2 protein-coding genes (1 of these 2 running past the window's edge) are annotated in these 14217 nt (G+C 70.3%); both read left to right on the top strand.

The window, feature by feature from the left end; translation table 11 throughout:
- On the top strand, nt 1-454 hold the end of the coding sequence (locus GOPIP_RS14495; RefSeq protein ID WP_006370453.1) for a non-ribosomal peptide synthase/polyketide synthase. The gene continues 39833 nt to the left of window position 1, outside the view; 454 of the gene's 40287 nt are visible here — the last part of the coding sequence; its start codon lies beyond the left edge, outside the window; the stop codon is at nt 452-454.
- Nucleotides 451-14217, top strand: coding sequence for a non-ribosomal peptide synthetase (locus tag GOPIP_RS14490; protein WP_006370452.1), 13767 nt, complete (start codon nt 451-453; stop codon nt 14215-14217). The genes GOPIP_RS14495 and GOPIP_RS14490 overlap by 4 nt, the downstream gene beginning before the upstream one ends.

Here is a 14217-nt window from a genome sequence, read left to right as displayed (position 1 = left end):
GCCGACACCGACCGACGCCGTCGCCGACGACTCCGGCATCGTCATCACGCCGATGACCCCGCCGGTGGTCGGCGCGCAGCTCGACCTGTCGATCAGCATCGGCGCGAGCGCTCACGGACCATGGCGGTCGTCGGTGGTGTACGCCACCGACCTCTTCGACGAGGCCGGTATCGCCACGTTGGTGGCGCGTTTCGTCGCCGTGCTCGACGCGGTGACCGAAACGCCCGACGCTGCGGTCGGTGCCGCCCCGATCGTCGCCCCGGCCGAACGTGACACGCTGGTGCAGTGGTCGTCGGGCACCCCGGGGCGCCATCCCGCGAGCACCCTGTCGACACTGATGTCGGACGGGGCGCGACCCCGCACCGACGACGCGAGTACACGGTGGCACGGGGACAACCGGCACGGGGACAACCGGCATGGGGACACGGGGCACAGAGAGGGAGACAACGCGTGACCGAGGTCGTCCGGATGAGTGCCGCGTCGCCCGGCGTGGCCGTGGTGTGCGGTGACCGACGGGTCACCTACGCGGAGTTCGCGGCGCGCGTCAACGATCTCGCCCGATGGCTGATCGCCGCGGGCGTCGGCCCCGATGTGGCGGTGGGCGTGGCGATGCCACGCTCGGTGGAGATGCTCGTCGCGATCCACGCGATCGTCGAGGCCGGCGGCCACTACGTCCCCCTCGACGTCGACGCACCGCTCGACCGGGTGCGATACATGCTCGACACCGCCGACGCCCGGATCGTCCTCGTCGTCGACGGCGCGGCTCCCGCGGTGATCGCCGACCTGCCCGAACCGATCCGGGTGATCGGCGTCGACACGTCGGTGCCGATCGACCCGGCGACCCCGCCGATCGCCGACGCCGAACGGCGCGCACCGATCCGGCCCGACGATGCCGCCTACACGCTGTTCACCTCCGGTTCCACCGGGCGCCCCAAGGGGGTGACGGTCTCCCACTCGGCGATCGTCAACCGGCTCGAGTGGATGCGGGAGTGGTACGGGTTCAAGGACTCCGACGTCGTGCTGCAGAAGACGCCGATCACCTTCGACGTGTCGGTGTGGGAGTTGTTCCTGCCCGCGACCGTCGGCGCGACCCTCGTGCTGGCCGAGCCGGATCGGCACGGCGACCCCGACCACATCGCCGACCTGATCACCACCGAGAACGTTACGGTCATCCACTTCGTGCCGTCGATGCTGGCCACGTTCGTCGACGTGCTCGGCCCGCGGCTGTCCGGATTGCGTTCGCTGCGGGCGATGTTCACCTCCGGGGAAGCGCTCGCGGCGGCCACCGCGCAGGCGGTCCTCGCCGAATTGCCCGCGCTGGAGCTGCACAACCTCTACGGCCCCACCGAGGCGGCGGTCGACGTCACCGCCCACCACGTCCTGCCCGGCGAGGCCACCGTGCCCATCGGTGTCCCGGTGCCGAGCACCACCACGTTCGTGCTCGACGCGCGGCTGCAACTCGTACCGGTCGGCGTGCCCGGTGAGCTCTACCTCGGCGGCATCCAGATCGCGCGTGGGTATGCCTCTGCCTCGGCGCTCACCGCCGAGCGCTTCGTCGCCGATCCGTTCGGGCCGCCCGGCGCGCGCCTGTACCGCACCGGCGACCTGGTGCGCTGGAACTCCGCCGGCGAGATCGAGTACCTGGGCCGCACCGACTTTCAGGTCAAACTGCGCGGGCAGCGGATGGAACTCGGCGAGGTGGAGGCGGTACTCGCATCGGCCCCCGGTGTCGTGCACGCCGCCGCGGCCGTCGTCGACTTTCCCGCGGGAGCACAGCTCGTCGGTTATGTGAGCCCCGACGACGTCGACCTCGACGCCGTCCGGGCGACCGTCACGCGGGCACTGCCGGAATACATGCGACCCACCTTGTGGGTGCCGATGGCGGTCATGCCTCGCAACAGTGCGGGCAAGGTCGCCCGTCGCGCGCTGCCCCGGCCGGAGATCGAGGTCCGTGAGATCGTCGCGCCCGAGACCGGACCCGAGACCGAGATCGCGGCGATCTACGCCGACGTGCTGGGACTCGATCGGGTGAGCGTGACCGAGTCGTTCTTCGACCTAGGGGGCAACTCGTTGGCAGCGACCCGCGTCGCCGCCCGGGTGGCGCAGACACTCGACGCCGATGTCACCGTCCGCGATCTGTTCGACACGCCGACGGTCCGCGGACTCGCCAACGCCCTGACCGGCCGCGGCCGGACCCGGGCACAGCTCACGGCACGACCACGGCCGCAACGGCTTCCGCTGTCGACCGCGCAGTCGCGGATGTGGTTCATCAACCAGTTCGACACCGACTCGTCGGCCTACAACATCCCGATGGGGCTGCGAGTGGAGGGTGCGGTCGACACCGACGCCCTTCGGCTGGCCGTCCTCGACGTCCTCGCGCGACACGAGGTGCTGCGCACCGTCTACCCGTCCGATGGCGCCGGCCCATACCAGCGGATACTCGAGACCGACGCGGCGGCAGAAGAACTCGACTTCGCGGTCACCGACGACGAGGCCGAACTCGCCGCGAGTGCCGTCCGTGGGTTCGACGTGTCGAGCCGCCTGCCGATCCGGGTGCGGGTGCGAACCGATCGTGGTGGGGGCCGCGCCGCGGAGGATCGTGCCGCACATTCCGATGTGGTGATCACGGTGCATCACATCGCTTTTGACGGTGAGTCCTCGCCGGTGTTCGTCGGGGATCTGCTCAATGCCTACCTACGACGCACCGGCGCGGGGATCGACGCACCGCTGCCACTGCCGGTGCAGTACGCCGACTTCGCGCTGTGGCAGCGCGAGGTCGTCGGGGACGTCGCCGATCCCGGATCGCCGGCCGCCGCGGCGATGGCCTACTGGCGTGCCCACCTCGCGGGACTGCCCGCGGTCACCGACCTGCCGATGGACCGCCCGCGCCCCGCGGTGCTCGACACGACGGCGGCCGTCGTCTCCGTCGAGGTCGACGACGCGGTGGCGGCGAAGTTCGAAGCCTTTGCCCGCGAACATGATGTGACGGCGTTCATGCTCTCTCACGCCGCGCTGGCCATCACCGTGGCGCGCCTGGCCGCCACCTCCGACGTGGTGATCGGGGCGCCGATCGCCGGGCGCACCGACGCCGCGCTCGCCGATCTGGTGGGGATGTTCGTCAACACCCTCGTGCTACGCACCGACGTCGATCCGGCAGTGCCGATCGGCGACTTCGTGGCGGCGGTGCGCTCGACCGACGTCGAAGCCTTCGCCCACGCCGACGTGCAATTCGACGATCTCATCGACGAACTCGCCCCCGAGCGCTCGACCGCCTACCCACCGCTGGTGCAGATCGCGTTCACCCACGAATCGGCCGGCGCCCCCGCAGACGCCGAGGCCGAGGTTCAGGTGGCGGGACTGGCCGCACGCCCGCTCGGACCGCTGAACGCGGTGGCCAAGTTCGATCTGACGGTCGGCGTCGCCGACCGGTCCGCCGATCGTCCGATGCGTGCCGACTTCCTCTACGCCACATCACTGTTCGACGAGGACACCGTCGTCCGGTTCGCGCAGACCTGGCTCCAGGTCGTCACCACCATGGTCGCCGACCCCCGGCGCGCGGTCGGCGACATCGACGTCGTCGACGATGCCGCGCTCTCGGCGATGCGCCCCAGTCGTAATTCCACCGGCGTCCTCGAGCCGGCCGCCGACGGCGGGATCAGTACACCCCGACCGCTCGTCGACATCCTCGACGCGCGGGTGCTCGATCCGGCCGGTGATGCGGTGATCTGCGACGGTGAGGTGCTCTCGCACAGCGAGTTCGACGAGCGCACCCACCGGTTGGCGCGCGAGCTCATCGCGCGCGGTGTGCGCCCCGACGACGTGGTCGCCGTCGGCCTCGAACGCTCCGTCGATTCCGTCGTGGCAGTATTCGGCGTGATTCGTTCCGGAGCCGCCTACGTGCCCATCGATCCGGCCTACCCCCAGGACCGCATCGACTACATGATCGCCGATTCCGGTGTGCGCCTGGGCGTCACCAACGCGGCGACCCGACACCGCCTGGGTGCCGCCGGTGGCTGCGACTGGATTGATGTCGCGATCGCCACGGATCCGGCCCGCCCGGCAGCGCCGGTGACCACAGCCGACCGTGCCGGCGAGATCGGCCCGGACACCCTGGCCTACCTCGTCTACACCTCCGGCTCCACCGGCCGACCCAAGGCCGTCGGCGTCGGCAACCGTGGCATCGCGACTCTCGTCGACGCCCTCCGGGAGATCACCGGAACCCCCGAACAGGCGCCCGACACCCGCGTCCTGCACGTCGCCTCACCGAGTTTCGACGCCTCCGTGCTGGAGATGATGTGGTCCGTCGCACTCGGACACACCCTGGTGGTGGCGCCCCCGACCGCCTACGCCGGGGAGGCCCTCGGCGCCGTCCTGAGCCGCGATCGGGTGACCGACACCCTGATCACCCCGACGGTGCTCGCGACCGTCCCGGTCGAACGCGGTCGCACGATCCGCAATCTGGTCACCGGCGGTGAGGCCTGCCCGCCGGAACTGGTGGCGCGCTGGGCGAATGGGTGCGGTGCCGACGGACGCGGGGCCGACGGACGCCGCATGTACAACTTCTACGGCCCGTCGGAGGCGACGGTCTGGTCGAGCACCGGCCGCTCCGAGGTGGGCCGACCGGTGACGATCGGCCATCCTGTCCGCGGATTCACCGCCTACGTCCTCGATGCGCGACTGCACCCCGTGCCGCGCGGGGTGGTGGGCGAGCTGTATCTGGGGACCAGCGATTCATTGGCCCGCGGCTACCTGGGACGGCCGGGCCTGACGGCAACGTCCTTCGTCGCCGACCCGTTCACCGGTATCCCAGGGCAGCGGATGTACGCCACCGGCGACCTGGTGCGTCTGCGCCGCGACGGGCAGATCGAATTCGCCGGGCGCGCCGACCATCAGGTCAAGATCAACGGGCAACGCATCGAACTCGGCGAGATCGAGTCCGTGCTCACCGATCTACCCGAGGTGGCCTCGGCGGTGGTCCTCGGAGTCGCCGACGACTCCGGGCGATCGCGGCTGGTGGCCTACCTGGTTCCCGACGACGGCGCCACCATCGACCCGGCGCGTATCGTCACCGCCGCCGGTGCACGGCTGGCCGGGCACATGATCCCGCACCAGGTGGTCGTCCTCGCGGAGTTGCCGCTCACCCCGGGAGGCAAACTCGACCGGGCCGCGCTGCCCGCGCCGGAGCCGGTATTCGAGGCCGCCGATCGCGTATCGCCGGCCACCGCCGCCGAGACCGCTCTCGCCGCGATCGTCGCCGGCCTCCTCGGTCGTGACGAGGTCGGCGTGACCGAATCGTTCTTCGCCCTCGGCGGCGACTCCATCATGTCCATCCAGCTCGCCTCGGCGGCCAAGGCCGCCGGACTGACGCTGACCCCACGAGACATCTTCGAACACAAGACCGTTCGGGCGATGGCCCGTGCAGCCACCGACGGTGCCACAGCGCTGCCGGTACTGGCCGACCCGCCCGGCGGACCCACCGGGCCGACCGAACTCGGCGCGATCATCTCGTGGATGGTCGACACCTCGCCCGCACCCGAGGACTTCGCCGACTTCAACCAGTCGATGGTGCTGGCGGCACCGAGGGAACTGTCGGTCGACGATCTCGCGATCATGCTGGCGGCGGTCTGCGCGGCGCACCCGATGCTCACGGCGCGACTGACCCGAGGCGCGGTCGGATGGGCGTTGACGACCGGCGAGCCGTTCGACGCACATGCCGCCATCGAGCGGGTGATCACCGACAGTGCCTCCGGCACAGAAGATTTCGACGAATCGGTGCGCGACGCTCATGCGCGGGCGGCAGGGCTACTGGATCCGGCCGCCGGGCAGGTGATGCGTGCCGCGCTGGTGGTCGGTGCCGACGCCGCCCGGTTGGTCCTGGTGATCCACCATCTGGCCGTCGACGCCGTGTCGTGGCCGATCCTCATCGAGGACCTGCTCACCGCGGCGGCGGCGGTGTCGGCCGGCACGCCGCCGGTCGTACGCTCGGAGCCGACGTCGATGCGCGCCTGGCAACAGGCGCTGGCCGATCGGCGCGAGTCGCGGGAATCCGAACTGGCGCTGTGGCTTTCGCGCTCCCCGGAGACGCCCACCCGGCTGGGCGTCGACCCCGATCCGCAGCGGGACCGCCTGCGCACGGTCGGCTCGGTGATCGCGCGGATCGACGCGCCGATCACCGGGTCACTGCTCGCGGCCGTGCCCGAAGCATTCGGCGGCAGCGTCAACGACGTTCTCGCCGGCACCCTGTCGCGCGCGATCCGGTCCTGGCAGCAGCAGCGTGGTATCGCCGACGATCGGGCGGTGACGATCCTCGTCGAGGGCCACGGCCGCCACGAGGACATCCTCGAGTCCGGCCCGGACCCGCGTCGTGCCGACCTCTCGCGCACCGTCGGATGGTTCACCACCCTGATCCCGATGCTCGTCGACCCCGGTGCCGACGCCGTGCACGCGGTCAAATCGGCCAAGGAACAACGACTGACGATCCCCGATCACGGCATCGGATTCGCCGACCTGCGTGCGGTGGCGAACTCGCCTCTCGCGCAACGCCCCTTGCCGACGATCGCCCTGAACTACCTCGGCAACCGGGCTGCCACCGACGGCGGGGGAGACGTCGGCGGCGGGGGAGACGTCGGCGGAGGCGCGACGGCCCACTTCCTGCCCGCACCCGACGCGCCGTTCCTGCCGTCCTCGGTGTCGGGGGCGATGCCGGTGATGGCGCCGCTGACCATCAACGCCGCCGTCACCACCGGAACGAATGGGCCGGTACTGGCCGCCGATCTGCGATTCGCCCAGGGCGTACTCTCCGAGGCCGACGCCACCGACATCGCCGAGCGGTGGCGGCGAGAACTGGCCGAACTCACCGAGATCGTCGACGCCGGAGAGCCGGTGGGTCTTTCACCGTCCGACGTGCCCGGCAGTCACGCCACCCAGGACGACCTCGACGAGGTGGCGGCGCGTTATCCCGGAGCGGCGATCTGGCCGCTGTCGCCGTTGCAACGCGGCCTCTACTTCCAGTCGGTGCTCGCCGGTAACGGCCCGGCCACGGCCACCTCGGGTGGCACTGCGGACACCGCAGACGACGTCGTCGATGCGTACGTCACCCAGGCGGTGCTCCGGCTCGGTGGGGACGTCGACCTCGACCGGCTGCGTGCGGCCGCCGACGAGTTGCTGCTCCGGCACCGGGTGCTCGCCTCCGGGTTCGTGCGTGCCCGCAGTGGTGCGGTCCTCGCGGTGATCCCGCCCGACGCACGGGCCGGGTGGCGGGTCGTCGACCTCGCCGACGACGCCGCGGCACCGGACCGGGTGGCCGAGATCGCGCGGCAGGAACGCAACGAGCCGTTCGACCTCGCGTCGCCGCCGCTGCTCCGGGTGGTGGTGATCGGTCACGGCGATCAGACCGACGTGGTGATCACCAACCACCACATCCTGTTCGACGGCTGGTCGGGGCCACTGGTCCTGGCCGACCTGATGGCGCTGTATGCCACCGGATCGGCCTACACCGGCGACGGATCCGGGGGAGACTTCCGGGACTTCCTACACCACATCGGCCGCATCGACGATCGCGCGGGGCTGCAGGCGTGGGCGCGACGACTGGCTCGTGCGCAGGGGCCGACCCTCGTCGCACCGGGTGCCGAGGCCACCGCCGAACACCGACCAGCCGAACACATCGTTGCCGTGCCGGCCGAACTCACCGCCGCACTGGAGGATTCGGTCCGTCGACACGGCACCACCCTGGCCACCGTGCTACAGGTCGCCTGGGCGCTGCTGGTCGCGCGGCTCTCGGAGTCGCGTGTGGTCACCTTCGGGGAGACCGTGTCGGGCCGTCCCGCCGATCTACCCGGCGTGGAGAACATGGTCGGGTTGTTCATCAACACGCTGCCGGTGGTCGTCGACGTCGACCCCGACGCCACCCTGGCGGCCGTGGCAAGCGCCCTGCAGGACGACAAGACCGCGGTCCTCGACCACCAGCATCTCGGTCTGCCCGAGATCATCGCGCACAGCGGCGTTCCCATCGCCTTCGACACCCTCACCGTGCACGAGTCGTACCCGGTGGACACCGCCTCCCTGTCCTCGGCGTCGCCGACGGCGGTCGGGGGACTACAGGTGCGCGGCGTGGACGTCAGCGACTCCACCCACTACCCGCTGAACCTCGCGACCTCGGTGCGCGGGGATCGGCTCCACCTGCGATTCGCGTATCTGCCCACGGCCTTCGACGAGGCGCAGATCATGATCTTCGCCACCGCGCTCACCCAAATCCTGCAGACCTTCGTCGACGCACCGGACACCCCGATCGGCGAAGTGCCGCTGGTGGATTCGGCCACCGCAGCACTCCTCGACGACTGGTCGCACGGCGCGGTGGTACCGCTCGAGGGCGATGCCGTCACCGACCTGCTGGCCCGCCGCGCCGCCGACACGCCCGACGCGATCGCGGTGATCGCCGACGAACGAGAGGTCACCTATGCCGAATTGCTCACCCGCGCGAGCACGCTCGCCCGTGAGCTGATCGCGTCCGGAGTGGGACCGGACACGGCTGTGGCCGTGTGTATCCCACGTTCGGTGGAGATGATCGTGGCGATCCACGCCGTGTGGGCTGCGGGCGCACAGTTCGTGCCGATCGACACCGGCGCACCGGCAGATCGGGTGCGCTACATGACCGAGGTGGCCGACGTGTCACTCGTCCTCGTCGGACCCGGCCCGATCCCCGACGGGATCGCCGCACTGCCCGACGTGCGGACCCTGACGGTCGATACCGCCACTGCCGTGGATCTCTCTGTGGTCGACTCCACCGCCGTCGCACCGGTCACCGCCGACGATCGCCGCGCGACGGTCCTTCCCGAGCACGCGGCCTACACCATCTTCACCTCCGGGTCGACCGGACGACCCAAAGGTGTCACCGTCTCGCGTCGGGCGTTGAGCACGCATCTGGCCTTCGACCGCGACTACTACGGATTTGGCCCGGGCGACGTTGTGCTGCAACAACTCGAGTACACCTTCGACCCCGCGATCATCGAGATCGTCCGCCCCGTGGTGTGCGGCGGACGGCTCGTCCTGCTCCACCCCGGAGAGCACCGCGACCCGGTGCTGGTGACGCGTCGCATGATCGATCACGGCGTCACCTCGGCGACGCTGGTGCCCTCGGTACTCGGCGCGATGGCCGAGATCGTCGACGAATCCGACCTGACCGAACTCACGGCGTTACGGTTGCTGCACACCGGTGGTGAGGCGCTCACCCGCCCGGTGGCCGACGCGATCGGGCGACTGCTGCCCGCCACGGAACTGTACAACCAGTACGGTCCCACCGAGACGACGATCTACGCCGCGGTGCAGCACATCCGGCGCGACGGCCACACCGTGCCGATCGGTCGGCCACTGTGGAACACCGTCGCGCTCGTCCTCGACGAGCGTCTGCGTCCGGTGCCGCCGGGGCTGCCCGGCGAGTTGTACTTCGGCGGGGATCTCGTGGCTCGCGGGTACGCCGGCCAACCCACCCTGACCGCCGAACGGTTCGTCGCCGACCCCTACGGGCCTGCCGGCGCTCGGCTCTACCGCACCGGCGACCTGGTGCGCTGGAACGCCGAGGGTGAGTTGGAGTACCTGGGCCGCACCGATTTCCAGACCAAGCTGCGCGGCCAGCGCATCGAACTCGGCGAGATCGAGGCCGTGCTCACCTCCGCCCCGGGGGTCGTCCATGCCGCCGCGACGGTAGTCGCCACACCTGCCGGCGAATCGCTGGTGGGTTATCTCGCGCCCGACACCGTCGACCTCGATGCCGTCAAGGCCACCGTGACCCGGGCGCTGCCGGAGTTCATGCGGCCGGCCATCTGGGTGCTGCTCGAGCAGATGCCGCTCAACACCGCCGGCAAGATCTCACGCCGAGAACTACCTGCGCCGCAACAGGTGTCGGGGGAGATCGTGGCACCGTCCACACCGGCCGAACAGGTGCTCGCCGAGGTCTTCGCCGGCGTGCTCGGCGTCGAGCAGGTCAGTGTGACCGCGTCGTTCTTCGACGCGGGCGGCAACTCGCTGTCGGCGATGCGGGTGGCGGCGCGCGCGGGTGAGGCGCTGGGACGCGAGATCTCGGTCCGTGACGTCTTCGAGGCACCGAGCGTCCGGGAACTCGCCGCCCTCGCCGGCGGTCGGGGCGCATCGGGTCCGGCGATGGTGCCACCTGCGCCACGACCCGACCGCGTGCCGCTGTCCCTGGCGCAGCAACGCATGTGGTTCATCAACCGGTTCGACCCCACCTCACCGGCCTACAACGTGCCCGCGGCGCTGGCCCTGCACGGCGCGTTGGACGTCGAGGCCTTGCATGCCGCGGTCCTCGACGTCGTCGCCCGCCACGAGATCCTGCGCACCACCTTCCCCGAGAACGCCGGTGTGCCCGAGCAACTCGTCCACCCGGTATCCGCGCCGGTCGACTGGCAGATAGCCGGGAGCCGCGACGACCTCGAGGCGGCGGCGACGACGGGGTTCGACGTCACCGTCGACTTCCCGCTGCGCGCCCGCTTGTGGTCGGCGAGCCCCGAGGAGCACGTCTTCGTGCTGGTGCTGCACCACATCGCCGCCGACGGCGAGTCACTGGCGCCGCTCGTCGCCGATCTGGTGACGGCGTACCACGCACGGGTGGCCGGAGTGCCACCGCAGTTCGAGCCGCTCGCACTGCAATTCGCCGACGTCGCGGTATGGCAGCACCGGCACCTCGGGTCGGTCGACGAGCCGGGTTCGATCCTGCACGCACAGTGGGACTATTGGTCGCATCAGCTCGCGGGATTGCCCAGTGTGCTCGACCTGCCGACGGATCGTCCGCGTCCGGTGGTCGCGTCCACCCGCGGGGCGACAACACATTTCGAGATCGACGCCCCGATCACCGAGCGGATCACCGCACTCGCCCAGGAGTATCGGGTCACCCCGTTCATGGTGATCCACGCCGGGCTGTCGGTACTGCTCGCCCGGCTGTCGGCGAGCGACGACATCGCGGTCGGCACACCTGTCGCCGGCCGTGGCCGACCCGAACTCGACCCGCTGATCGGCATGTTCGTCAACACCTTGGTCCTGCGGTCCGACTATCGGGCTCAGGAGTCCTTCCACGGCCTGCTCGAACGCATCCGGGGCATCGATCTCGACGCGTACGCGCACGCCGACATCCCGTTCGAGACGTTGGTGGATCACCTCAATCCGGTGCGCTCGGAAGCGTTTGCGCCTCTGACCCAGGTCCTGCTCACCCTCGAACAGTCGGTGATCGCCGAACTCGCCGGGGAGTCGGTCGCCGGCGGTGAGATGGCCGGTCTGCAGGTTCGGCCGCTGTCGATCGGGGAGATCCCGGCCAAGGTCGACCTGCTGTTCTCGGTGACCCCGGCAGCGGCGGGCCACTCCTGGTCCGGCGCCGTGCAGTACGCCACCGATCTGTTCGATGCGCACCGCGTCGAGTCGATGGCCGCGAGCCTGGTCGGTCTGTTGGATCGGCTGACCGCCGAGCCGGGTACCGCGGTCGGTGACGCACCGCTGCTGCGGGCCGAACAGATCGACGAGCTGGTCCCGGTGTCCGGGGGGCCCGAGGTGGCGCCCATGGTGCTCGCCGACATCTTCGCCGCGGCGGTCGCCGGCCAGCGCAGACGTACCGCGGTCATCGACCCCTCCGGTACAGCACTGTCCTACCGCGACGTCGATGCCCGCTCGAACCGGCTGGCACGATGGCTCATCGGCTGCGGAATCGGCGCCGAATCACTGGTGGCGCTGGCGATCCCGCGGTCGGCCGATCTGTTCGTGGCGATCTGGGCGGTCGCCAAGACCGGTGGCGGCTACGTACCGATCGACCCCGGCTATCCGGCCGAGCGCGTTTCGGCCATGATCGAGGATTCCGGGGCCGTCCTCGGCTTGTCGATCGCGTCCGTCGGTGACCTGCCGGGTGATGACTTCGAGTGGGTGGCAACCGATCACGAGTCGACCGCAGCCGAGATCGCGGCGATGGACGACGCACCGATCGGTGCCGAGGACCGGTTGCGGGTGGTGCGTCCGGACAACGTGGCCTACGTCATCTACACCTCCGGCTCGACCGGCAGGCCCAAGGGTGTCGCGGTCTCGCACACCGGATTGTGGAACTTCGCACGCGCCGAGTCGGCGCGGCTCGGCGTCGGTGACGGGCCGATCGTGATGGGTTATGCGTCACCGAGTTTCGACGCCTCGGTCCTCGAATATCTTCTCGCCGTGGCCAACAACGGCACCCTGGTCTATCGACCGGCCGACGCCGTCGGCGGGGAGGCGTTGCAGGAGTTCATGATCGACCGTGAGGTGACACACACGTTCCTCACCCCGACGACCCTGTCGACCCTCGACCCGGCCCGGTTGCCCGCGGTGGAGTGCATCGCCGTCGGTGGTGAGGCCGTACCGCAGGCGCTGCAGGACCACTGGTCGGCGCACGTCCGGATACAGAATGCCTACGGCCCCACCGAGACGACGATCCTCACCAACATCGGCGAGATCGCCACTCCGGGGACGCCGGTGCGGATCGGTGCGCCGCTGCACGGACTGCAGCAGGTCGTCCTCGATGCCCGGCTGCATCCCGTGCCCGAGGGTGTCGTCGGCGACTTCTACATCGCCGGGTGCGCGCTGTCGCGGGGCTACCTCGACCGCCCGGGTCTGACCGCCGAGCGCTTCGTCGCCGCACCGTTCGGCGCGCCCGGTACACGGATGTACCGCACCGGCGACCTCGCACGCCGGCGTCGCGGGCCCGACGGACGTCAGGTGATCGAATATGCCGGCCGCAGCGACGATCAGGTCAAGTTGCGCGGACTACGGATCGAACTCGGCGAGATCGAGGCCGAACTCGGCCGGCACCGCCTCGTCGACGCCGCCGTCGTCATCGGGGTCGGTGCTGACGGAGTCGGTGCTGAAGGAGTTGGGGGATCGGTGGCCTCGGCGCTCGCCGCCTACGTGGTGCCGACCGATCCCGACGCCGATCAGGCGACGTTGATCGCCGATCTCCGCGCGCACCTCACCCGGCGGCTCCCGGCGCACATGGTGCCCGCGTCGATCACGGTGCTCGCGCATCTGCCGCTCACCCCGGTCGGCAAGCTCGACAAACGGGCATTGCCCGCGCCGCAGATCGTCGAGCGCGAGATCGAGCCGCTGCGCAACGACGTCGAGCGTGCCGTCGCCGCCGCCTACGTCGAGGTACTCGACGTCGACGAGGTCGGTGCCGACGACAGCTTCTTCGATCTGGGGGGCAATTCCCTGTCGGCGGCGCGGGTCGCGGCATATCTGCGCGGCGAGCATCAACTCGAGATCGAACTGGCCTGGCTGTTCTCGGACGCGACGGTGCGCGGGCTGGCCCAACGCATCACCGGGGCCGACGCCGCGACAGCCGACGTGCTGATCACCCTGCGCGCCGAGGGCTCGCAGCCGCCGCTGTTCTGCGTTCACCCCGCCGGTGGGCTGGCCTGGTTCTACGGCGGGCTGGTGCCGTATCTGGCCGATCGGCCGATCTACGGCCTGCAGGACCCGCATGTGGTCGGCGGCGAACCGTCGATCACCGATGCCCACGCGCTCGCGCAGCGCTACGTCGCGCAGATCCGCGAGGTCGCACCGCATGGCCCGTATCGCATCCTGGGCTGGTCGGTCGGTGGTGTGATCGCGCATGCAATGGCCACGCGTCTGCAGAGCGAGGGCGAGACCGTCGATTTCCTCGGCGTCATGGACTCCGTACCGGAGGACCCGGGGGCGACCGAGCAGACCGTCGAGCCCGCCCCCGACGCGACCGCACGACCCGGCGCCGAGCAGGACGGTTCGGTCGTCATCGACGTCCTCGGTGGCTGGCGCGACCTGTTCGATCTCGGTGACGACGTGCAGGCGTCCACGCCGGAGGAGGTCACCGCGATCATCCGGGCCCAGATCGAGGGCATGGGGTTGCTCGGCGCCGACCAGGTCGACCGGATCATGACGAGCTTCGAGTTGTCGACGCAGGTGGTCCTGGACTTCGTGCCGGCGGTCTTCCGCGGCGATCTGCAGGTGTTCACCGCGACCGAGGACAAGGACGACCCGAGCACGATCGCCGAGGGGTGGCGCGCCTACGTGTCCGGGGAGATCCGCAACGTCGACGTCGCCACGCACCATCTCGGGATGGCCGATGCGGCGTCGCTCGCCGTCATCGGCCCGGTGCTCGACGCCGAACTGGCAGCGCTCGATTCCCTATCGGAGGAGGGCAGGAGACCGGGGCGGGGTTAG

The sequence above is a fragment of the Gordonia polyisoprenivorans NBRC 16320 = JCM 10675 genome (assembly GCF_000241325.1).
Classification (GTDB): Bacteria; Actinomycetota; Actinomycetes; order Mycobacteriales; family Mycobacteriaceae; genus Gordonia; species Gordonia polyisoprenivorans.
The sequence above is the reverse complement of the archived record's forward strand: the minus strand, read 5'-3'. Positions and strand labels throughout refer to the sequence as shown.